At 69.9% G+C, this 22,382-nt stretch carries 20 protein-coding genes; 4 read left to right on the plus strand and 16 right to left on the minus strand.

Annotation, left to right across the window (positions count from 1 at the left end; translation table 11 throughout):
- Positions 1–77: 77 nt before the first annotated feature.
- The 4 genes from ABZ078_RS39925 (at position 78) to lpdA (ending at position 3,291) form a co-directional block, all read left to right on the plus strand.
- Positions 78–650, plus strand: coding sequence for a hypothetical protein (locus tag ABZ078_RS39925; protein ID WP_356502918.1), 573 nt, complete (start codon positions 78–80; stop codon positions 648–650).
- Between the two features lie 80 nt (positions 651–730).
- Entirely contained in the window at positions 731–1,366 is a 636-nt protein-coding gene (locus ABZ078_RS39930) for a vitamin K epoxide reductase family protein (protein ID WP_189898442.1), read from the plus strand.
- A 127-nt stretch (positions 1,367–1,493) separates the two neighbouring features.
- Positions 1,494–1,850: a hypothetical protein gene (locus ABZ078_RS39935; protein WP_267300053.1), complete on the plus strand. Its 357-nt coding sequence runs from the start codon at positions 1,494–1,496 to the stop codon at positions 1,848–1,850.
- A gap of 64 nt (positions 1,851–1,914) precedes the next feature.
- Positions 1,915–3,291, plus strand: a complete 1,377-nt coding sequence (lpdA, locus tag ABZ078_RS39940) for a dihydrolipoyl dehydrogenase (RefSeq protein ID WP_189898443.1) — start codon at positions 1,915–1,917, stop codon at positions 3,289–3,291.
- A 223-nt stretch (positions 3,292–3,514) separates the two neighbouring features.
- Here the strand turns inward: lpdA and ABZ078_RS39945 are convergent, their stop codons facing one another.
- The 16 genes from ABZ078_RS39945 to ABZ078_RS40020 all read right to left on the minus strand — a co-directional run bounded on the left by ABZ078_RS39945 (position 3,515) and on the right by ABZ078_RS40020 (position 22,377).
- The gene (locus ABZ078_RS39945) at positions 3,515–4,012 is read right to left on the minus strand and encodes a hypothetical protein (protein WP_345640622.1); all 498 of its coding nucleotides are present in this window, start codon (positions 4,010–4,012) and stop codon (positions 3,515–3,517) included.
- A gap of 1 nt (position 4,013) precedes the next feature.
- A complete protein-coding gene (locus ABZ078_RS39950) occupies positions 4,014–6,194 on the minus strand; it encodes a site-specific integrase (protein WP_345640623.1) in 2,181 nt (726 codons plus the stop codon).
- On the minus strand, positions 6,191–7,969 hold the full coding sequence (locus ABZ078_RS39955; RefSeq protein ID WP_345640625.1) for a hypothetical protein: 1,779 nt from the start codon (positions 7,967–7,969) through the stop codon (positions 6,191–6,193). Before ABZ078_RS39955 ends, ABZ078_RS39950 begins: the two co-directional genes overlap by 4 nt.
- Positions 7,969–9,354, minus strand: a complete 1,386-nt coding sequence (locus tag ABZ078_RS39960; protein ID WP_189905244.1) for a site-specific integrase — start codon at positions 9,352–9,354, stop codon at positions 7,969–7,971. The genes ABZ078_RS39955 and ABZ078_RS39960 overlap by 1 nt, the downstream gene beginning before the upstream one ends.
- Before the next feature lie 162 nt (positions 9,355–9,516).
- Positions 9,517–10,068 carry an MFS transporter gene (locus ABZ078_RS39965; protein WP_356583445.1) on the minus strand — a complete coding sequence of 184 codons (552 nt, stop codon included), beginning with the start codon at positions 10,066–10,068 and terminating at the stop codon, positions 9,517–9,519.
- A 26-nt stretch (positions 10,069–10,094) separates the two neighbouring features.
- Positions 10,095–12,578, minus strand: coding sequence for a site-specific integrase (locus ABZ078_RS39970; RefSeq protein ID WP_356502160.1), 2,484 nt, complete (start codon positions 12,576–12,578; stop codon positions 10,095–10,097).
- Positions 12,571–13,767, minus strand: coding sequence for a site-specific integrase (locus ABZ078_RS39975; protein ID WP_189905216.1), 1,197 nt, complete (start codon positions 13,765–13,767; stop codon positions 12,571–12,573). The genes ABZ078_RS39970 and ABZ078_RS39975 overlap by 8 nt, the downstream gene beginning before the upstream one ends.
- Positions 13,743–13,982 (minus strand): hypothetical protein, encoded by a 240-nt coding sequence (locus tag ABZ078_RS39980; protein ID WP_356583446.1) that lies wholly within the window; start codon positions 13,980–13,982, stop codon positions 13,743–13,745. Before ABZ078_RS39980 ends, ABZ078_RS39975 begins: the two co-directional genes overlap by 25 nt.
- An 85-nt stretch (positions 13,983–14,067) precedes the next feature.
- Positions 14,068–15,108: a phosphotransferase enzyme family protein gene (locus tag ABZ078_RS39985; protein WP_356583447.1), complete on the minus strand. Its 1,041-nt coding sequence runs from the start codon at positions 15,106–15,108 to the stop codon at positions 14,068–14,070.
- Between the two features lie 76 nt (positions 15,109–15,184).
- Positions 15,185–16,654, minus strand: a complete 1,470-nt coding sequence (locus ABZ078_RS39990; RefSeq protein ID WP_189905214.1) for an NUDIX domain-containing protein — start codon at positions 16,652–16,654, stop codon at positions 15,185–15,187.
- A 57-nt stretch (positions 16,655–16,711) separates the two neighbouring features.
- Entirely contained in the window at positions 16,712–18,643 is a 1,932-nt protein-coding gene (locus ABZ078_RS39995; RefSeq protein ID WP_189905236.1) for an ABC transporter ATP-binding protein, read from the minus strand.
- A 481-nt stretch (positions 18,644–19,124) separates the two neighbouring features.
- Positions 19,125–19,838 (minus strand): hypothetical protein, encoded by a 714-nt coding sequence (locus ABZ078_RS40000; RefSeq protein ID WP_189905212.1) that lies wholly within the window; start codon positions 19,836–19,838, stop codon positions 19,125–19,127.
- Between the two features lie 13 nt (positions 19,839–19,851).
- On the minus strand, positions 19,852–20,526 hold the full coding sequence (locus ABZ078_RS40005; RefSeq protein ID WP_189905210.1) for a pentapeptide repeat-containing protein: 675 nt from the start codon (positions 20,524–20,526) through the stop codon (positions 19,852–19,854).
- A 64-nt stretch (positions 20,527–20,590) separates the two neighbouring features.
- Positions 20,591–20,767, minus strand: a complete 177-nt coding sequence (gene amcA, locus ABZ078_RS40010; RefSeq protein WP_189905208.1) for a multiple cyclophane-containing RiPP AmcA — start codon at positions 20,765–20,767, stop codon at positions 20,591–20,593.
- Positions 20,745–21,863, minus strand: a complete 1,119-nt coding sequence (gene amcB / locus ABZ078_RS40015; protein WP_189905206.1) for a cyclophane-forming radical SAM peptide maturase AmcB — start codon at positions 21,861–21,863, stop codon at positions 20,745–20,747. Before amcB ends, amcA begins: the two co-directional genes overlap by 23 nt.
- 76 nt (positions 21,864–21,939) lie before the next feature.
- Positions 21,940–22,377, minus strand: coding sequence for an ATP-binding protein (locus tag ABZ078_RS40020; RefSeq protein WP_189905204.1), 438 nt, complete (start codon positions 22,375–22,377; stop codon positions 21,940–21,942).
- Between the last annotated feature and the right edge of the window lie 5 nt (positions 22,378–22,382).

Genomic DNA, 22,382 nt, shown 5'->3' on the forward strand with positions numbered 1-22,382 from the left:
CCTCTCCCTCGCGCGGCCTGCGTCTCACCCTCCCCCCCGTCCCGTGGGGGGGGCCCCCCCCCCCCCCCGCCCGGCGCATGGTCGTGTTCGGCGTCGGCTACGCCGCCGCGTCCCTGTCCTGCACCTTCGGCGTGCTACTGGCCGTCATCGCCCAGGCCCAGGCCACCGCCAGCTACGCCGGTCTCCTCGCGGTCTTCGCCGCCTACGCCGCCGGATCGGCCGCCGTCCTGCTGCTGGTGGCGGTCACCACCGCCGCCGCGGGCGCCGCCCTCACCCGCAAGATCACCGCCCTGGCCCGGCACGGCACCCGCATCACCGCCGCCGTCCTCGTCCTCACCGGCGCCTACCTGGCCTGGTACTGGTACCCCGCCGCCACCGGCGGCCCCGCCACCACCGCCCCCGGCGGCGGCCTCGCCACCTTCTCCGCCACCGCGACCGCCTGGATCCAGGGCCACACCACCACGATCGCCGTCACCGCCCTCGCGGTCGTCCTCGCGGTCACCGCCGCCGCACTGCGCCACCGCAGGCGGCCCGCCCGCCACGCCACGCCCACCAGTACAGCCCCCTCGGCCGAGGCGGACTGCTGCCCGCCCCAGCCGGCCCCCACCCCGGCCGCCCCCGACCGCGACAACGGCGACCACTGCTGCTGACCCCCGCCCACGCCCCACCCCCTCGGCCGGGCAACGGACAACGCCCCGGCCGCAGCCAACTCCGAGAACAGAACGGCGCCATGACCACGTCAGCAGCCCACCAGGCGGCCTCCCCGACCGTGCGAAGCAGCCCGCACGCGGCGTTCGGCGCCGACCGCGCATTCGCCCTCCTGCTGATGGTGGGCGGCTCCCTCGGCCTGCTCGCCTCGGCCGTGCTCACCCACGACAAGATGAAACTGCTCGCCAACCCGAACTACGTCTCGGCGTGCAGCATCAACCCGGTGCTGTCCTGCAACAACATCATGAAGAGCTGGCAGGCCAGCACCTTCGGCTTCCCCAACCCCTTCATCGGCTGGGTCGCCTTCCCCGCCGTCATCGCCATCGGCGCTGGACTGCTGGCCGGCGCCCGCTACCGGCGCTGGCACTGGCTGGGCCTGCAGGCCGGCACCGTCTTCGGCATCGGCTTCGTGACCTGGCTGCAGTACTCCTCGCTGTATGCCATCGGCGCGCTGTGCCTGTGGTGCACCCTCGTCTGGGCCGTGACGATCCTCCTCTTCTGGTACACCACCGTGCACAACATCCAGCACGGGCTCATCCCCGCCCCCGACCGGCTGCGCCAAACCGTGACGGAGTTCCACTGGGCCGTGCCCGTCCTGTGGATCGGCACCATCGCGCTGCTGATCCTGACCAAGTGGGGCAGCGCCCTGTGGGCCTGACCCCTCTCCAAGCCCCGGACCCCCGCCCCCCCGCGGGTGCCGGGAGGGTGGCCGGCTGCCGCATCCCCCCGAACGGCAGCCGGCCGCGCCCTCACCCCTGTCCGCCCGGCCCCAGGGAAGGTCCTTGATGCGCACGGCATCCCACCGCGCCCTCGCCCGGCCGCGCCGGGTGCTCGGTCACCTGCTGACGGCCACGCTCGCCGCGCTCGGCGCCCTCACCACTGCCCTTGGCGCCGCGCTGTCCGCGATCGGCCTGTGCTGCGGGGCCCCCGCCCTGACCGCCGCAGCCGCAGGCGGCGCCACCACCGGGACCGCCACCACCGGACCGGCGACCTGGCCGCTGTGGACCGCCGGAGCCGTCCTGCTCACCGCCGCCGCACTGTGGCACCGACGCCACCGCACCACCACCTGCCGCATCCGCCACCAGCCGTCCGCATCCTCCGAACGGCCCCGCCCCTCCGGCCCCACCGGCCGGCACGGCTGAGGATGCCTCACAGACCCCCGTACGTATCGATTCGGACAGACAGAGACAGACAAGGAGCCCATCCATGGTCGAGCGGTACGACACCCTGGTGATCGGCGGCGGCATGGCCGGACTGCCCCTGGCCCTGCGCGCCGCCCGGCACGGCCGGGTCGCCTTCGTCGAGAAGGAGAAACTCGGCGGCACCTGCCTCAACCGGGGCTGCATCCCCACCAAGACGATGATCGCCTCCGCAGCGGTGGCCCACCAGGTACGCCGCGCCGCCGAGTTCGGCGTGACCACCACCGCCCCCAGCGTGGACCTGGCCGCGGTGGTCGCGCGCAAGGACGCGATCGTCGACCGGATCCGCTCCGGCTCCTACAAGACGGTCGGCAAGGCCGACCAGCTCGACCTCTACCCCGCCGAGGGACGCTTCGTGGCCCCGCGGCGGCTGCGCGTGGACCACACCGAGATCGAGGCCGACAAGATCTTCCTGGTCACCGGCCTGCGCACGAGCCGCCCGCCCATCGACGGCCTCGACTCCACGCCGTACTACACCTCGCGCACCCTGCTGGATCTCACCGAGCTGCCCGAGCACCTGATCGTCGTGGGCGGCGGCTACATCGGCTGCGAGTTCGCCCAGATGTTCGCCCGCTTCGGCTCCCAAGTGACGCTCATCCAGCGCGCCGAGCGGCTGCTGCCCGCCGAGGACCCCGACATCTCCGCCGCCGTCACCGACGGCTTCACCACCGACGGCATCACCGTCCTCACCGGAACCACCTGCACCGCCGTCGACGGCCGCCCCGGCCACGTCCGGGCCGGCTGCCGGGGTGGCGAGACCGGCGAGGTCACCGGCAGCCACCTGCTCATCGCCGCCGGCCGCACTCCCAACACCGACAACCTGGGCCTGGAACACCTCGGCGTGACCCCCGACGAGCACGGCTTCCTGCCCGTCGACGACCTGCTGCGCACCCAGGCCGAAGACGTCTGGGCGCTCGGCGACATCCGCGGCGGGCCGATGTTCACCCACACCGCCCGCGACGACGCCGACATCGCCTACCGCACCACCTACCGTGGCCAGGACCGCTCCACCACGGGCCGCGTCGTGCCGCACGCGGTGTTCACCGATCCCGAGGTCGGTTCCGTCGGGCTGACCGAGCCAGCCGCCCGCGCGGCCGGACACCAAGTCCTCATCGGCCGCCAGGACTTCACCGGTGTCGTCAAGGCCCGCGCCATCGGCAACACCCGCGGCCTGATCAAATTCGTCGTCGACGCCGACACCGACCGCATCCTGGGCTGCCACATCGCAGGCCCCGACGGCGGCAACCTCGTCCACGAGGCCGTCATCGCCATGACCTGCGGCGCCACCTACACCGACATCGCCCAAGCGATCCACATCCACCCCACCCTCGCCGAAGGCGTCAACACCGCAGCCGGCGGCGTCCACCGGGAGATCGGCACCTGACCCTCCGGGCACGGTGGTGGCAAAAGACCGCCCGCAGCGTTGTCAGCTGCAAGACCCGTACGGCGCCGTACCACCGCGGGCGGGAGGCAGGCGTTGTCGAGGGCTGTGATCTGTCCGCGTAGCTGTGCGATCTCGTGGCGAGTAGATCACCATGGCAACGCAAGGGCGGAGTGCCCGGCAGTCTTTGCCGCGCGCCCCGCCCCATGCAGCCCAGGCTGGGCAGTCAGCTACACGATCCGTACGGCGCACTCGCTCTTGAACTGTTCGGCAGAGCGCGGATATTCGACGGCGCGGCCAAGGCGTCGCGAAGCCGCTCGATCTCCAGCCTCTGGGCGGCGATCTGCGACAGAGCCCGCTCCCTGAAGTCAGTGAGTCCATCGATTTGCGCGTCACGCGCGGCGAGGCGCTCCTTCAGCCCGGAGACCTGACCTTTGAGCCGCTCGATCTGTGCGGCCCGCGGGTCGGGAATCACGCCCGTTTCCCGAAGCTCGGCCAACCGGCGCTCGAACTCCTCCGCCAGGTGTTGGTAGGGGCCTGGCCGCGGCGAGCCGTCGCGGTTCTTCTTGGGATAGAAGCCGGTGCGGGCGACCCCGGCTTGGGTCGCGAGGGTCTTGATGTCGCACTTGCCGCCCGGGGGAACGTCACCGGCAAGGAGCCGTTCCATGACGTGCCGAATGGCCGCCTCATTGTCCCGCCGGGTCTCGTCGCTGATACGGGCCACGTCATGCCCCCGTTCCGCAGAGGGCGTCAATCTCGGCCAGCACCCGTTCATCGCGGGCGAGTTCCGTACCCAGCCGGGCCTGCTCCGTCCGCTGCGCGCGCCCGATGGTGGCGATGAACACCTTCTTGCTCTCGGCGCTGGCCGCCCACACCGGGCGGTGCCCGGCATGGTGGGTGGCCTGCGGGCACCGCGCCGAATCGCACATGCCGATCAAGGGCTCCGTCGCCCCGCGGGCCTGAGCCCCTGCGAGCTTGAGGCACAGCGCCTTGGACGGATCGAGGAACCAGCAGTAGTTCGCCGGCCCCAGGTGCAGGGCCTTGGCCCGCTTGGCGAGCAGGTTCGTCACCTCCTGGTCGCTGCGCTTGATGTTCGGCGCCCCGGAGGAATCCAGCTGTTCGTCGACGAACGCGAAGAAGTCCAAGAGGTCGCTGGCGCCAGGCCCCGCAGGGCGGATACCGTTCTGGTAGTCGTGGAAAGCGTCGAGGGCGACGCGCATCTTGTGCTCCCGCTCCTCTTGGCCGAACTCGGCCATCAGCACGGACTGGGCCCCACCAGGGCGGTCCGCATAGCCCTCCGTGGTGACCACGGAAATGTGCTTGAGATGGATCTTGGCGGCCAGCAAACCACCGGGCCGGTGCGCCATTTCCACCGCGAGGGTTCTCCGTAGCATCCGCAGACTGACCGGCACCTCGGGGATCGGCGCCAGCCCAAGGCGACGGCCCTCTGGGCCATTGACCCAGGTCAGGAACCATTCGTACGGGGTGACGAAGGAGAGCGACTTGAACAGGTGACCGTCGTTCTTCACCGGGTCAGCGAGCGAGGCGGCTACGTCGGCGGTGTCGTACGCCTGCTTGATGGTCACCCACTGATCGTGTTCACCACCCAGCTTCCGGCCCTTGATGATCTTGCCCTTCAGGCGGTAGCGGACGCGGCCCTCGCCGAGCTGTTCGGGAGGCAGGCGGCAGTCGTGGGTCAGCTCAGCCAGTTCGCTCTTCCGCATTCCGGTCAGTGCGGCGAGCGCGATGAGGCAGGCTGTGCGGGCCCGGGAGAGCTGCAGTCGGGCCTCGGTGGTGTTCATCGGCAGGGTCCAGGGGACACTGCCCCGTCCGTCCGCGCGTTCGACCAGGGCGGCTGTCCGGCCCCAGCGTTTGGACAGGCCGACTTCCCTGACGGCCTTTTCCAGGTGGCCGCGCAGGGTGGGCAGCCACGTGTAGTGGAAGGCGTGCCGTCCAGTCTCGTGGGCGAGGGAGATCAGGTTCACCTGTAGCAGCGGATCGTCCTGATCCCAGCCGTCCGCCAGCCGCTCGGCTACGACGTGATCGAGGGCGACATCGAACGGATCAGCTTCCTGTATGTGGCGGTCGATGGCCTGCGCGACCTCGACCCTCCAGTCCGGACGCTCCCGGTTGTTGCGGCCCGGCCGGTTCGACACCATCTCCTGCAACTGTTGCTGCAGCTCCGTGACGTGCGGTGCCAGCACTTCCACTACGTACAGGGCCGCTGCGGCGAGCGGTTGGAAGACGTCGTTGCTCAGCGGCGGTGTCGTGTTGCCCGTCCGACGGACCATCCCGGCGACGGAGTACGCCGTGCGTCGCCCCCACGGACGGAAGCCCGACACGTAGCCGTCGGCTGAGAACAATTCCTTGTAGTAGCCGAGCTCCTGGATGACCGCCACGACGTCCATGCGGTAGCCGGGGCTGCTGTCGCGGATCACGACGCCGTGCTTGTCCCGTACCTTCTTGCGAAGTTCCAGGTAGGCAGCACAGTGCTGCTGGGTTACCTCCCCGAGATTGTCCACGCCCTGTTCGGTGAGCCAGTTGAGCCAGCCGGTCAGCACGGTCAGCCGCCCGTGCACTGTGGGTATCTGCACGGGCGTTCGGTAGGCGTGGGCAAGTTCCCGCACAGCGCGGTGGTCCGGTGCGAGCCGGGCGAAGATGAACTCCTTCGCCAGTTCCCTCCACTGGGGATTGAGGATCTCGGTGAAGGACAAGATCCGCGCGTACCGCGACAGGTACCGCGGCAGCCCGATGACACCGGTGAAGTCCCAGATAGAGTCGTCGAAGTGAGGGTGCGGGCCCGCACCGTGGACCGGCAGACCGGCCGCAGCGCACACGTCTTCACCTCGAAAGACGGAAGGCGAAAAGGCAGCCGCGAGGCCCGTGGGCCCGTGCAGGGTGGTCATACGGTGTGCTCCTCAGGTCGCAGGGGAAGTTCGACATCGGAGTCGGTGACCTTGGCAGCGGCTGCCCGTAGCGCGTGCTCGGAGAAGTACCGGTCGGGGGTCAGGATCTCGTCGAGACGGTGAGCGTACGGGCCGAAGACGGGGATGAACTCGGCGGTGGTCATCTGCTGCCACTGGCGGGAGAAGAACGCCCGTAGCCGCAGCAGGTTCGGCAGATGGCGAGGGGAGAACAAGGCCAGCGGGCACAGCAGGCACACCCACGGGCGTGCCGGACAGGGCTTGCCCTTCGGCCCGTGGAGCCCCGACAGCTGATCTCCACATGCCGCGGTGAATACGTCGCGTTCCCCGGACAGCAGCTGCGCCAAGGCGTTGTCATCCAGGCCGAGCCGCTTCATGTGCTCGGGATAGTTCTCCACCAGGTCGGCCATTTCAGCGGTGGCCAGCACCAAGGGCGGCAGCGCCCGGCGAACGAGGTCCTCCTGCGCCTGGGCGATGATGTCCTCCGCCGCCTCGCGCTGAGCCGGCGTCGTGTTCGTCAGGTAGTGGTCCCCCTCGACGCCGGGGGACCGGTTCGGATCCAGCGTGGACCGGCGGCTGCCGCGCCAGTGTGACCGGTCCTTCAGCGCGTCGTGGGTCGTGCGGATGCGGTGCCGGTGAAGGCCCAGGGGGAGACCGTCGTCACCAGTCATCTGCGTGGGGCGCCCGTCCTCGTCGACGGCTTGGCGCCGCTCGACCCAGGCGCATATGGACAGGCGCGTGGCCGGCTTGGCCAGCCATCGCTCTCCCGCCCATGTGCCACTCGGCGTGAAACGCACCCAGAGCTCGGGGCGCAACCCCTCGGGCGCGAAGCGGCGGGCCACCGCAGAGTGATCGAGCCACTGTTCCAGCAGGCGAGTGGCCTGACGAGACAGAGCAAGGCTCTCCGCCGCCGTGCGGCCCTTGACGTAGCTGAGGAGGATCTTCTCGTCACCCGCCCACTCGATGTCGGTAAGTCCCAGGTCCGCGATCCCGTCCGGCACGATGCCGGTGTAGGCGCCGAACAGCAGCTGATAGGCGATGATCACATCCAGGGTCGGGATCAGCGGATCCAGCACCGCGCGAAGCCCGGCGCCGTATCTATGCCGGAAGGGGAACGAGCCGCCCTCTGACATCTCTTTGACGAGCGGGTCGGGCCCGTCGTGAAGCACCAGCCAGTGATGGGCAGTGCGTTCACGGAGCGAAGCCCCTGGGCCGTCAGCTGTCGAAGCGTGATCACGGGCCGCGCAGAACGCGCGGAAGGCGCCATCGACCTCGTCCCGGCAGGTACGGATGAGCCGAGCCCATTCGGCCTCGCTGTACGGCTGGTGCGAGCCGTACCGCTCGCCCGTGTTGAACAGCCGGCCATCGACGAACGCGCGCACATCCGGCGCCAGAATCGGATCCTGGTCATCCGCGCAGCGCAACATCGCCCGCAGCGCGCTCTCCTGGGAGGATCGCACCCCTTGCCGCCAGTACCGGGCGAGGAGCGCGCGCGTCAGGTCGGATGCCCCGCCGGAGAACCCGAACTCGACCAGCCAGTCGGTGAAGCCGCGGACGGCCGTGAGGTACAGGTCGAAGCCTCCCGCACTGTCGACCTGCCCGTGCGGATGGACAAGATCTGTAGCGCCTTCCAGCAGAGTGCGTGCCAGCCCCGGGAGCTCTACTGGCCGCCGCACGCGCAGGGGACGGCGGTACTCCGATCCGTCGCTGAAGATGCAGTGCACACCCAGCGGGTCAAGGGTGACGGTGGCCGGCATCAGACCACCGCCGGTTCGTCGTCGAACTCTGTCTCGAGCTCCAGCTCGACGTCCTCGTCCAGCAGCCCGTACTCCTTGCCGACCCGCCGATACAGGGACGTGAACAGGCGGAGCACGTCCAGACGGTGGAGGTACGCTTCCGTCGTCAGTGAACTGGTATGTCCGAGCAGATCGCGCAGAATCAGCAGCGGCTCTTGGGTCCGCAGGTAGTGCGCCAGGGCGGCATCGTCGTCGGTGTCGCGGACCTGTCGAGCAGCCTGCTCGTACCAGCCGCGCATCAGCCGTGCCATGGTCGCCATGGCCATGGTATGACGTAGCCGGTGCGGGTTGACGTGCGGGAAGCGCGGCTCGTAACGCTCGCGGATGCGGTCAGCGGTTCTGGCGAAGACCGTGGACCATCCGGTGAACGGGCGTCCCTGGCCCCACACCGACAGCAGCATCGAACCGCCGTCCGGGGCGACCAGACGCCGTCGCTCGTCAGGGCCGAGCGAACTCCATTGCACACGGACCCCGTTGACGCGTCCTCCCCGTTGGTCGGCGGCCGTCACGAACAGCGGCTCCCCCCAGCGGGCCGGCGGGCGCCACGTCGATCCGAATGTCGCCGTTGCCCGGTCGAGAGCGATGTAGGAGTGCAACTCAGCCAGCGAGTCGTAATCGATCCACGACTCGCGGTACTTGCTTCCCTTGGTGACCCCGGACGGGACCGGGAAAGAGATCGGCACCGCAGTCCGTCGCGAGGGAAGCAGGGGCACCTCGCAGACCAGCAGGTACGTGTACTCCTGGCTGCGTAGCCCGCTGGAGACGATCATTCGGCCGACCGCCGAGTTCCGGGCCAACTCCCGTCCTCGGTAGCGCAGATCGCGCTCCCCGTCGGGGCTCAGGCCCGCCAACCCCTTCAGGAACATGTCCGTGAAGTCGTCGTCGAGATACTTGATCGTCACATGAGGCTTGGCCTGGCGCCGCCGTGACTGGTTGACCCGTCCGCGACGGACTTGCCCCTTGAAGGCCCAGACCGCCTGCCGGTACGTGAACGGCTCGGAGTCTGCGTACTCCTCATCCCTCGCCCACTTGTAGAACCCCGCCAGAATCCCCATGTTCTGGTTCCACGTGGATGCCTCGAAGCGATGCTTGACGGGGCCCTGGGCTCGATAGACGGAGTACGCGCCCAACGCCGCCTTCAGGCGACGCCGCGTGTCGAACAGAGCGACTCCGTGCCCGGATATGAACTCCAACCACTCACGCACCGTACGCACGTAGTAGGGCCACGAATTCGGCGATGGGCATCCAATCGCTGGCAGCTCGCAGGCCCAGCAGTTGATCACGGTGGTGGGACGGACGCCGTTGCTGTCCTCGAAAAGAAGGTCGTCGTCGAACAGCAACGGCATCCCCTCGGGGATCGCCGGCCTGAACGCAAGTCCCCAGGACTCCCAGCCTGCCGATGAGTACGTCGATTGGTGCATGGCCGATGAGTATCAATGCAACCCGCCTGAGTGCAACAAACAAACGAGCAGGTCAGGAGGGGTATCAACCAGTAAGCAACACTGTCGCTAAGCAGGAACAAGGAGGTGCAAGGCCCACAGGGTGTTGAGCAGCCCGAGCCCGAAGGAGGTCGTGGCGTTGACCAGCGTCAGGGTCACAAGCCGCTCATCGCCGTGCACGTACCGCAGGCCCTCGCCGATCTCCTCTCGCAGCCGGCGGGCCTCCGGGCGATGCGAGGCGGGTTCTCGGGCCTGGATGCGGGCGGTGCATCCGGCGCTGACCAGGAAGGAGGCGACGTCGCCGAGCAGGGCCCGGGCAGGGCCGAGTAGCGCGGTCAGCGCGGCGCCGAGGTGGCTTCCGGCGGTCGCGGCGATCGCGAACAGCGCCCCCACGCGGCTGTTGCTCCGCTGGATCAAGGACCGGTCGACGAGGCTGGGCAGGAGGCTGATGGCCGCCGCGTCGTGCAGGACGCTCGCCGCTCCCTGCACCACGGCGACGACCATGAGCTGCGTCAGGGTCAGCGTGCCCAGCGCGGCCGCCACCGGCACCGTGGTGAGCACCGCGGCGCTGACCAGGTCACCGGTGATCATCTGCCGGCGCTTGGAGTACCTTCTCTGCACTAAGTCAAGCGAGTCGATCCTTGTTGTCAGCCTGACTGGGGCCGGACGGTCGGGATGCCGAGTGGGACGGTCGACCGTTGTGCGAGTCGAGCCGCATCGGCTTGCTTGGTGCGGACAAAGGTCAAGGTCATGTCGATGCCTTCGATCTCGCCGAGCCATTGTTCCTCCTGTGCGCGCTTGCGGCGGAGGACCAGGTCCTCCTCGATCTCGGCCAGCCTCGGCAGCATCTTGGGGTTGACCTGCAGCATTGGGCATCGGATGCATGCGTGCTCGTGCTGGCAGGGGGATCCGTAGGGGCGAGCGCAGTTACCGAGTTCGACCTTGCGTTTGTCGAAGTGCTCTTCGAACTCGTCCCACTCCTCGCGGTTGACGTCGACGTACTCGTCCTCGGGACGCAGGGTTCGGCGGTGGTTGAGGAACTCCTGGTAGTGCTTGACGATGTCCTCGGCGAAGACCGCGACGTAGCCCTGAGTGGTCTGGAGATTCAGATGTCCGAGTAGGGCTGCGCCGATGTGGATCGGCAGGCCGCCGTTGACGATGTCGGTGGCGAAGAGCCTGCGGAAGTCGTGCGGTGTGAACTTGGTGCCGGCGAAGGCGGGGTTCGTTTCGGCGATCTCTTCGCAGCTGCGGCGGATCATGAGCTGAACTGTTGTCGGCGATACGACATCGTGGCGGGTTCCCAGTTGCCGTTGGAAGAGGAACGGCATGGGTTCTGACCAGGTCTTCTCGTGTCCGTCGTAGCGGCTCAAGAGGGGAATCGAGTGGCCTCGGCGGGTGTGGCGGCGGACGATCTGCGCGACGGCGTGGAAGAGCTCGGCGGACATCGGGATAACACGCTCGCGCTCGGTCTTCGAGGGGGCCACGACCAGGAGGGCGATGACCTCACCACCGGGCCGCTCGTATTGGCGAATGCTGAGGTGGGTGAGCTCAACCAGTTCCTCGACGCGGATACCGCTGTGACGCAGGATCTCAACGGCGACCCACTCCCAGAACGCGGAGTCCTCGGCCATCGACACGTGGATCAGCTCGCCGGTCTCGTGGTCGGTGACCCTCACGGCCGGCTCGGCCAAGACCTTCGCCCGGCGGCGATCCTCGCGGGAGTTGGTGCGGCTGTAGCGGCGGCCCTTGTGCTCGAACTGTTCACCCAGTGGAATCGGCCGGGCAGCTTCCAACAGGCCGGCCAGGTGCTCGTAGCGCTCCTCGACGTGCCGGACGAGAACCGGCAAAAGGGGCTGGCGAACGCGGGTGCGGTCGGCCATCCGCCGGGTGACCTCACGGCGCCGCTTGCCGAAGCCCTTCACGTCCCGGGGCAGAATCGGGCAGGGCGTCACCCACTGGGCCCACCGTTCCGGTTCACCGATGGCCCAGCTGTGGAGATCGAGGTAGAGGCCGCGGACGGCCAGCAGGACGGATTCCGCGTCCTTGCGGAGGCGGGTGCGGTCGGTTTTGCCGTCCCTCCGCCAGTACTGGATTTCAGCCCGCCACTGGTCATAGAGCTCCTGGCTGAGGTTCAGGTCGCGCTGATCGGGGTTGAGCTCTTCGATGACGGCCCAGAACAGGCTGGCCAGCTGGCGGGCCAATGCCTGAAGGGTGACGTAGTCCGTGTCCGCTCGGCGGCGAGCCAGGTAGTCGATCAGGAGCTGCCGGATCTCGACGTTCTTGATGCCGTAGGCGTCGACAAGTTCCTCGACGCTTCGCTGACCGGCGTAGGTGAAGGCCCGCAGCGTCGGGCTCGTCTCAGGCGGAAAGTGCCCCATCCTGTGCAGGATCTCCCAGGTGCCCAGGGCCGCGAACCGAGTCGTGTCCCCGTTGGCTCCATGGGTGAGCCCCAGGCGCTTGCTCTCGATCGAGTAGTGCAGCAGAGCCGAGGGAGTCAGATGCTCCATGGCGATGCCCTGCGTGGTGAGAGCGCAGGTCAGGTCGAATTTCGCGCGCTGCCGGTGCACTGCGGTCAGGTGGTGCTGAGCATCGACTACTGCGAAGAACTCGTCCAGGCGAGGGTCCTTCTGGACCTGCCGGAACGGATCGGCGTAGTCACTGAACTTGTTCGCCCGGAACCCGGGCAGCGAGGGCTGGATGATCCTCGCCACGAACGCCAACTTCAGCGCGGAGAGGAGGTCGCTTCGCTCCCAGGGTGCATCCTCGCGACCCAGGACTCTGACCGACAGGGCGTTCTCGCCGTTGAAAGCGCTCGCCTCCCATCGCTCTTGCCAGGTGTTCCCGGGCAGCGTCGCCAAGTGGCCGAAGAGAATGCGGATCGCCGCTCGGCGCTTCCCTGCCCCGGACCTCGACTCCTTCGGCCAGACCATCCCGGTCAGGTCGCACAAATCCGCGATGCCGACCGTCGACAGGTCCCCAAGCGGCGCCGGGGGCCTCTCCGGCCGGGGTGCCGGCGCTGCTTTGACCGAAGCCCTCGAGAACCTCGTCGGTGCCTTGACCCGCGGGGCCTCGGCGTAGTTCTGGCGCCGATTACGGACAGTGGAGACCTCGACCGTCGAGTGATCAGCCACCGAACACCGCCTTGATGTCCTCGGCGTCGTAGCCAGGGGAGAACGTGCGCTGGACCCGGGGGCGGCTGTAGTGGGCCTGCAGAGCGTCGAAGAGATCCTCCACTCGGGCATTGAGGTAGCGGCCGGTGGTCGCAAGATCGGTGTGTCGCAAGATCGCTCGGACCTGGGCGAGGGTGAGGTTCGGGTCGTTCGCCATTCGGTTTGCGGCGGTGTGCCGCAGGTCGTGCAGGGTCCAGTTCGTGCCGAGCTTCTCGTTCACCCGCTGGAAGACCCGCCGCATCGCCGAGTAGGTCAGCGGCCGGTCCGGCCCCCGCATCGTCCGCAGGACCGGCTCGTGAGCCGGCGGAAGCCCGATCGTGTCGAGGTAGGCGGCCAGGATCGTCAGGGCTTGAGGGCTCGCGGGAACGGGCTCGCGATCGTCGGTGCCCTTGGTCACCACGTAGATCATCTGCTTGGCCCAGTCGATGTCACCGGGGGTGACGCCGAGAAGTTCGCCGGCCCGGGAGCCGCTGGAGACGTAGAGCAGGATGGCCGCCCGGTCCCGGTCGCAGGTCATCGCCTCGAAGAGCTCGTCCCACATCGCGTCGGGAATGGACCGGGGGTCGGTCTGCCGAACACGCTGGCGCAAGCGGGCCCGCCGGAATTGCGGGACCGTGCCGTCCGGAGCCCTGTGTGCGAGGGCTCGGCGCTGGGCGACTGCCTCCGGCACCGGGTTGATCAGCGGACCTCGGTTGTAGTGCCGGTGGTAGGCGTAGAAACTGCAGATCACGGTCAGGCAGTGGTTGATCGTTGAGGGCGCGTACCCCGCCTTGAGATAGGGCTTGCCGGTGCGGGGATTCACCGAGCCGGGTCGTGGGGCGTCTGGCTTCCGCCGGCGTCGTTGGGGGTTCGGAGCCAGCCGGAGCCAGCCCACCAGCGCGGAGGCTTCCGCCTCGGTTGCCCTGTCCCAGGGGACGTCTAGGAACCACAGCAACCGAAACCAGCGCTGGAGGTCGTACGCGTAGCTCCTGACGGTCAGCGGCCGGTTGTCGTCCAGGGTCAGACCCCGCAGGTACGGGACGACGGGAGCGACCGGGGTCCCGTCAGGCCCGAGAACGGCGTACCGCGGTATCGACTCCAGCTCGACGACCGAGCCGACACGGGGCACATCGGCCTGGCCCTCGATTAGCTGGCGGTGCAGATCTTGCAAGACACACTTCCTCGAAGACGTAGATCATCTCGCTTCATGATCAGAGACTTGGTGCAGTTAACACACCGGTCGGCGAGCGCGCCGGCGTGCAGGGCGAGCAGCGCGGGCGGGAGCTGCCCGAGGAATGCCAGCCACGCGACCTGGGCGGTCGTGGCGTCCAGGTGGAGCACCGCCAGCACCGGCAGCGCCATCTGGGTGATCGAGCTGCCGGCCACGCTCGCGGCCTGGCCGGTCAGGTACCGGCGGAAGTCCCGGTGCCGCCACAGCGAAGCTCCGGAGGGAGCAGGTGGGGCGGGGGTCTCAGCGCAGGACGTCACGGAGCACCTCCTCGGCCTCGTCCAGGCGCTCCCACAGCACGTCCGCGGCCTCGTGCCGGGCGCGCCCGTACGCCTCCAGGGCCGGGGTAACCGCGGCCGGGTCGTTCAGCGGCTCGGACAGGGGATAGACCGAGCAGGCCAGGTACCCGGCGGCGACGCGCGGCACGGCGAGGAGGTCTGCGGCCGGAAGCTGCGGGTTCGCGGTCCGGTAGGCGTCAACGGCGCGGGCCAAGCCCGGGACCCAGTCGTCCGGGCGGGCCAGCACGGTGCGCGGGTCCAGCACGATCCGACCGAGCTCCCAGGCGGCACTGCGATGCCCCGGGGGCCGGAAGTCGATCACCGCAGCGACCGTCTCGCCGCGCAGCAGCAGGTTGGGGGAGGCGAGGTCACCGTGCACGACCTGCGCCGTCAGCGAGCCGGGCAGCTTCTCCAGGCGGGCCGCCACCTCGGGAAGGTCGGCAAGCCGCTGTTTCGCCGTCCGGGCACACCAGGCGGCGAACCCTCCCGGGGCAGGCGGCACGGCGGCCCAGCGTGCGAGGAGTTCCTCCAGCCGCCGCCCGGCCCGCGCGACGTCACACACTTCGCGGGCCGCCACGGGGCGCGGCGGTCCGGCGGGGTGGCGAGCCAGCGCCCGGTGCAGTCGGCCCACGGCCTCGCCCACCGCCGCCCACCGGCCGCCGGACAGCCCGCCCTCAGCCATCTCCGCATCCGCGACGTACTCCGTCACGGACACCGACAATCCACCGGCCGACGCGATCAACTCGCCGGACACCGTCCGCCGCACGGCCGGCACCGGGACCCCGGCCGCCCGGGCCGCCTCGCCCAGGGCCAGGGCCTGCCGCTCCTGCTCCACGTCGGTCCCACGGGGGTACGCCTTGACGAACCACCGCCCGCCTTCGCGGTCCTCGGCGACGTAGTTGCGGGTCGCCGTTCCCGCCGGGCCCTCACTGACCGCGGCCGGCGTGATCCGGTACAGCAGCGCCAGGATCCCGGCCACGACCATGACGTCGGACTCGGCGCTCACCCCGGCACCCCCAGCGGTGCCGGGGTGTGGACGGACCGGGCCCGCCGCCCGCTCCCGATAGAGGTGCGCACGCCGGTCACCATCCCAACTCGGAGTAGGCGCGGCCTTCGGCGATGCCGGCCAGGGCCGTCCGGGTGTAGGAGACGAGCCGGTCCGGGAGCTCGTGGCGCGGCCACCACTTCCAGCCCAGGCACTTGTCGGTCTCCCGGACCTTCGGCTCTCCCTTCCAGCGGCGGGCGCGGAACACGAGCTGCATCAACGGCGGTCCGCCCGGGGCGTCGACGACGTGCACGACGTGCGCGAGATCCACGTCCGCGGGGTTGATGACCAGCCCGGCCTCTTCCCACGCCTCCCGCACCAGGCACGCGACCGCGGACTCCTGTTCGCACTTGCCGGCCAGGTAGTGCCACGTGTTCCCCGCGAACTCCGCGTCGGGGTGGCGCAGGCCCAGGAGCACCCGCCCTTCGTCGTCCTCCAGGTGGAGGTGGACGCCGATGCCGGTGAGCACGGGCCGCCTGCCCCCCTCGTGCAACGGAGGGGCGGCGGCGCGCGGTGCGCCGCCCGCAGGGTTCTCGGCCGCGTGCCGGCGGATGAGGTCTCGCGTCGCGGGGCTCAGGCGGAGCCGGTCCAGTACGTCGGGGGCGAACCAGCGCAACAGCACGCCCTCGTGAAGCCGGTGCCGGTCGGGGTCGCCGCGCCAGATGCCGGTGAACACCTGAATCGGGACGCTGAGGCCGTCGACGCTGGTGGCCGTCTCCACGGCATACGGCTCCAGGCCCTCCGGGAGGAGGTCGGGGACCTCCTCGGACAGCTCCCGCAGCAACGTGCCCTCAAGGTCCTGGTCGACGTGCGTGCGGCCCCCGCCGAGCAGGGAGAACGCCCCCGGCTGCCAGATGACGCCGGGCTTGTGGTCGCGCAGATGGAGCAGGTACCGGCCCCGCCCGTCGTGGATGAGCGCGGACGCGTTCACCGGCTCCGGCTGCCCGTCCAGCCGGGCCTGGAGGAGCTTCTCGCGCAGCGTCGGCGAGGTGACCTCCGACAGGGGCAGCCACCGAGCGCCGGACACCTCCTCGTTCTGCAGGGTGATCGCCGGCGGCTCGTCGCCGGCGATGTAGAAGACGTAGCGGACGTCGTAGTGGCGGTGGGCGGGTTCACCCTTCGCGGGGTTGGCGTCGATGTCGTGGACGTCGATGTCGACCGGGGAGCCGAGCATCTGCCGGGTCAGGCACAGGTTGCCCGGCGCGATGCCGGCCTCCTCCGCGACCTCGCGCAGCGCCGCGGCGAGCAGCGTGCGGTCCTCGGGCTCGACGTGGCCGCCGGGGGTGAGCAGGAGGCCGGTGGCCCGGTGCCGGATGTGCAGGACCCGGCACTGGCGGTCGACGATGACGGCGCTGCACGTGATGTGGCCGGGCAGCGTCGTGCGGGCGGTCACGTCGACGGGCCGGTCCAAGGCGGCGAGCAGCTCAGCCAGGGCGTCACGTTCGCCTGGGTGGCGGCCGAGGTACGCCTGGACGGTCTTACGGATCGAGGAGGAGCTGGGGGGCACGGGTGTCGTCTCACCTTCGACGTCGGGGGCCGGACTGTGGAAGTCGCGCCGGGTGGGTCAGCTCGCCGTCTTGTGGTCGGAGGGCTGCATGCTGCGGGGGCCGGGAAGCGTGTCGGTCGTGGGCGCGAGCCCGTACTGGGCGGCCTGGGCGGTGAACATGCCCTGGTACAGGCCGCCCGTGTGGGTCATGAGCTCGTCGTGGGTGCCGTCCTCGACGACGCGTCCCTGGTCGAGGACGTAGATGTGGTCGGCGCGCATGGTCGCGGCGAGCCGGTGGGTGACGAGGACGACCGCGTGCCCTTCCTCGGCCAGGGACCACAGCCCCCGGAACGAGTCGATCTCCGCATGGGGGTCGAGGGCGCTGGTGGGCTCGTCGACCAGCAGGAACGGTGCCTGCCGGTACCGCGTCCGGGCGGACCCCAGCCTCTGCCACTGCCCGCCCGAGAGCTGGACACCGCGCTCGTAGCCCTTGAACACGATCGAGTCCCAGCCGTGCGGCAGGCCCTCGATCAGGTCGAGCACGCCGGCTTCCTCGGCGGCCTTGCGGACGCGGTCCATGTCGCGGGGACGGTCGCCGGCTCCGATGGCCACGTTCGCCGCGGCCGTCATCTCCCAGCGCGGGAAGTCCTGCGCCAACAGCCCGACGGTACGGAAGACCTGGGCGCGGTCGGCCTCGCGGAGCTCGACCCGGTCGCCCGCCTCGCCCACCCACCACACGTCCCCCTCGGACGGCAGCAGCAGCCCGGCCAGGACCTTCGTGAGGGTGGTCTTCCCCGAGCCGTTCGCGCCCACCAGGGCCGTCACCTTCCCCCGGGGCACCCGCACGCTCACGCCCTTCAGGGAAGGACCGTCGGCGCCCGGGTAGGTGAACGACACCCCTTCCGTCCGCACCTCCAGCACCGGCGAGGGCAGCGGCCGGCCGGAGGCCGGGATGGCGTTCTCGCCCGCCACCTTGATGGCGTCCTCGGTGTCGGTGAGGAACAGCAACTCCTCGTACAGGCGGTTGACCTGCTGCACCAGCGACGTGAGCCGCGCCGTCGAGGTGCGGATGGCGATCACCGCCGTGCCGCCGACGGCGAGCGGCAGACCACCGGTCGACAGAAGCCACCACAGCACCCCGTAGCAGGCCAGCGACGCGAGCCCGGCGAAGCCTCCGGCGACCAGGTCCGTGGAAGCCTGTGCCCGGGCCAGGCGCCGCTGCTCGGCCTCCGTCTGCCTCGACATCTCCTCGTAGCTGGACAGCAGCTTGGTGCCGGCGGCGTGTACACGGATCTCTCCTGCGGCGTGCGGGCGGGTCAGGTAGGCCAGCAGGGAGGCGATCGCCCGGCGGTGGTCGACCCAGTTCAGGCGCGAGAGGTAGTCGCGGCGCGCGGAGCGGACCGCTCCCCACCCCTTGGGCAGGGCGATGGCCAGCAGCATCGGCAGCAGCGCCCAGTGCAGCGATGCCAGTACGACCGCGGCCGCCGCCATGCCGATCACCACGTTCCCCACGCCGACCGACAGCCGGAGCATGCTGCGGGCCGAGTCCGTGCCGAACTTGCCCGCCTCCAGGACCCGCTGGACCTCCGGCCGTTCGGTCGCCTCCACCTCCACACCGGTGACGGCCGTGTAGTACCGGGCGGAGACCACCCGCTCCACCTGCGGCTCCAGCCGGCCCGACATGGCCGTCGACCACGCCGACAACAGCGCGGTCGCCACCGCCGCGACCGCGAGCACCGCCAGCGACGGCAGCGCCTCGCGGAGCTTGTCCGCGGTCGGACCGTCGGCGAACAGCTGCGTGAGGACGCTGTTGACCGCCACCAGCCCCCAGCCCGCCGTCACGCCCTGCCCGAGCTGCGCCGCCACGACCCCAGCGAGCGCCCGCGGGTCCGTCTCCCAGCCGGTGCGCAGCACCATGCCCACCATGCGGGGCAGCGCCGCCGCCATGTGCCCGAACCCCAACCGGGTCAGCGGCCCTTCGTGGCGGACGTAGGACTGGTCGTAGCGCAGCCGGCCGCCGTACAGCTCACGCTCGGCGTCCGAGATGCCGGTCGTGGCCGCCGCGGCGTCCTTCGGCGGGTTCGCGGTCTCGTCGCTGTCTGGTTCGACTGGCGTCAATGTGTTCCCTCCCGGAGGTGTGGCGGGGGCGTCAGCGTGCTCAACGACGCGGCACCGATTTCGAGCACGTGTTCTTTCGGACGGCTTCCGAACACCGGAATTCTGCGGCTGTTCGAAGGTGCGCAGTGCACCGACCCTTGCCGCGTAAGAGCCCGCGAGCGAGGGCGGATTGGCCGAAACGCCGATGTTCGTTCGCTGCGGCCGTACGCGGTCAGCAGGAGGCCCGCACGCCTCTTGGCTTCCCGACGCCGCGGACAGGCGAGTCACGCGTCTTCCCGCAGCCTGGTCGGAGCGGAAGCTGCCGCCGGCCGGTCGGCACCAAGAGGTGGTGATCTGGCCTGGTGCAGGTGACTGGCGCCGGCAGCGGGGAGGGTCAGATGAGCGAGGGCAGGTTTCCGCTCTGCCAGTGGCCGAGCCAGAAGGCGACGGCGGATGCCTCCTGGCCTTCGGTGGAGCCGTCGTGCAGGAGGTACTCGGTGGGGGCGATGTATCCCTCGCCGGGGGCGAGGCGAATGCGTATGACGTGGAGGGCGTGCCCGCCGGCGGCGTAGGTGCGGTAGTCGTCGGTGTGGGGGTAGCGCTGGGCGTAGTCGTTGGGGTGGACGGCGCGGCAGACGGCTTGAGCATCGAGGACGCCGAGGATGATGTAGCGGGTGCCGGGGCCGAGGTTGAGGGCAAGGCGGCGCCGACCAGAGGGCTTGTGCTCGTAGGGGAGTTTGTCCCAGTTGTCGAGGTGGAGGCCGATGAGGCGGCCGTCTCGGTAGTTGTCGGTCGTGGTGGGCATGTCGGGCTTGGCGAGGGCTTGCCCGAGGTACTGGGCCTGTGGGTCGCCCAGCGGCAGGGCGAGGTCGTCGAGACGGTCCTGTGTCGGCAGGGGCGGCCGGACGATCTCCACGAGCGTGCTCGCCGGCGTGGCGGTGGGCGCGCTGAGCGCTCGGGCCGCGGCATCGGTGATGGGGCGCCACGGTCCAGCGGGAATCACGGCGCCGGGTTCGTAGGCGGGCTCCGCGTCGGCGGTCCGCACGGCGGAGACGTCGCAGCGTTCGCGGAGTGCCTCGGGGTTGGTGAGGGCTATGTGCAGCGGCATTCGGCGCTCCGGGTCAGTCGTCTCCGACGGCGATCTCGAGTTCGCTCACCAGGGCCTGGGCGAGGTCGTGCTGTTGGCCCGGGTCGATGCGGACCTTGGCGAGGTGGGCGAGGCCGCGGAGGGTGGAAAGGTCGTTGCCGCGCAGGTTGGCACCGCGGTAGCGGCCGGGGCCGAATTCGGTGAGGCGCAGTGTGCAGTCGGAGAAGACGACGTTCGACAGGTCGCAGTCGGTGAACGTGGCTTCGGTGAGGATGCAGCCGGCGAAGGCGACGGGGCCGGCGGCGCGGACCTTGGTGAAGGTCGCGTAGTCGAGCTTGCAGTTCTCGAACAGCACATCGTCCAGCACCAGGCCGTCGAGTGTGGCGCCGAGGAGCTTGGTGTCCCGGATGACGACGCGGGTCAGCTTGCCCTCCCTCCAGCGGGCCGCGCCGAGATCGCTGCCGATGATCTCGACGCCGTGCAGGTTCAGGGACTCGAACTCGACGCGCTGCGCGCGGACGCCGCGGATGCGGCCGGTGATGAGCTGGGTATCGGCGAGCTCGAGGGAGCGGAGGTCCGCGTCACCGAAGGTGAAGTCCTGTACGGCGCCCCGCGGGTTGTCCAAGGTGCTGACGTTGGTGAGGTAGAGGCCCGGCTCGTCGAGGTCGGGCACGGTGATCGTGGCGGTGCCGAAGGTACGGGTGGTCATGGTGCTCCTGGGTTCTGCTCCAGGGCGGCCCGGTTCGCCGGGCCGCCTTGGATGGCAGGGCGGGCTAGGACTTCTTGCTCCAGTCGTCCCAGGTGGGACGGTTGTCGAACACGGGCGTGGGGTTGTCCCAGGTGGGACGGTTGTCGAAGGTGGCGAGGGGGCGGGTGCCGGTTGCCTCCAGGAGCGCCTGGAAGCCCTGGGCCGAGTTCATCACGAGGTCAGTGGCGGTGGGCGGAAGCATGACGCGCGACTCCTTCGAGTAGGGCGATCTTGGCGGTGGTGCAGTACCGGGTCCGGGTCCCGTCGAAGCGGCCGTCATGTTCGAAGTACCGGTTGGCCGGGTGGGCTCCTCCGCAGAAGGCGAAGAAAGGGCAGGTGGCGCGGCAGGCGTCCACGCCCTTCCAGAACTCGGTGATCCAGGGGGTGCGCTGCTCGGCTTCCGCCACGAGGACGTCGAGGCCGTCGCGGAGCACGTTGCCGGTGGTGAAGTCACCGAACCGCTCGTCGGTGAAGCCGGCCAGCTCGGGCGAGAGCATGACCACGCCGCCGTCGTAGGCGATGGTGGGCAGCGGGTCCCACGGCGTGTCGACAGGCGCCGGGCCCGGTGCCCGGCCGTGGAGGACGGCGCTGGCGAAGTTCATCACCCTCGTCATCTCCCGCAGCTGTATGACGGGGTTCCCCCGCCAGGCGTCGGCGAGGGCGGCCCAGAACTCGGCGGACCGGGCGGGGTCAGCCTGGGGCGCGTGATGGTTGATGCCCTCGGTCTCTTCGACGTTGACGCCCAGGGTCGTGACGCCGAGCTCGGCGAAGAACTCGTAGAAGCGGGCCGCGTCCGCGGGGCCGGGGTCGGATACAACGGCGATGGCGGAGAACGCGATGCCGTGCCGGCGCAGCCGGTCGATGCCGCGCATCGCGACACGGAACCCGGGGCGGCCGACGAGCGTGACCCGATGGGTGTTCATGTCCTCGGGACCGTCGATGCTGACGCCCACGTGCACCTCATGCTTCAGCAGGAACTCGCACCACGCGTCGTCGATCAGGGCAGCGTTCGTCTGCACGGAGTGCTTCACACCCCGGAAAGGGGCCATGAGGGCCGCGAGGTGCTCACGGCCGGTGGCAAGCGGCTCCCCGCCGTGCCAGACGACCTCGAACGCGGGGTCGTCGGCCGCCCACCGGTTGACGGCCAGCGCCGCTGCCTCGGCGACGGCAGCCGGCATCAGGTGCTTCATCTTCCTAAACGGCAGGTAGCAGTACGTGCAGTCCATCGGCAGGCACTGCGTGGTGGGCTGCATGATCACCGCACGCGGCCTGGGGGCCAGACGGGACCGGCTGGGCATCGCGCTCCTCTCGATCGAGGGTTCGAGCGGGCGGGTCAGCAGACGAACTGGATGTTGACCGCGGCCGCGGTGCCGGTCAGCACGTCCGAACCTCCTGACCGGCCCTGACGAGGGCGGCCGGCAAGACGGTAGGGAAGTGGGACCAGACGATCTTCCCGCGCGGCTGGCGGGGAGTGACACCCCAGCGGGCGGCGAGGGCGGCGGCAATCACCAGCCCCCGGCCAGTCTCGGCCGCCGGGTCCGGCTCGGCAGGTTCGGGCAGGGGCTGGCGAGGGTCGCGGCTGTCGTGGACTTCCAGACGGACCCCGTCGGTCTGGGCCTCCAGACGGACGAGGAAGCCGTGCTCGGCATCGCTGCCGTGAGCGAGCGCGTTGGTCGCGAGTTCTGAGACGACCAGACGGATGTCGCCGGTGTCATCCAGACCCCAGTCCTTCAGCGTCCGGGTGGTGAAGTCACGTGCCGCTTTGACCGATTCGGGCCGGTGTTCGAAGAACCTCTGAGTCGCTTCAGGCATGAGGG

The sequence above is a fragment of the Streptomyces sp. NPDC006385 genome (genome assembly GCF_040612485.1).
Taxonomy (GTDB): domain Bacteria; phylum Actinomycetota; class Actinomycetes; order Streptomycetales; family Streptomycetaceae; genus Streptomyces.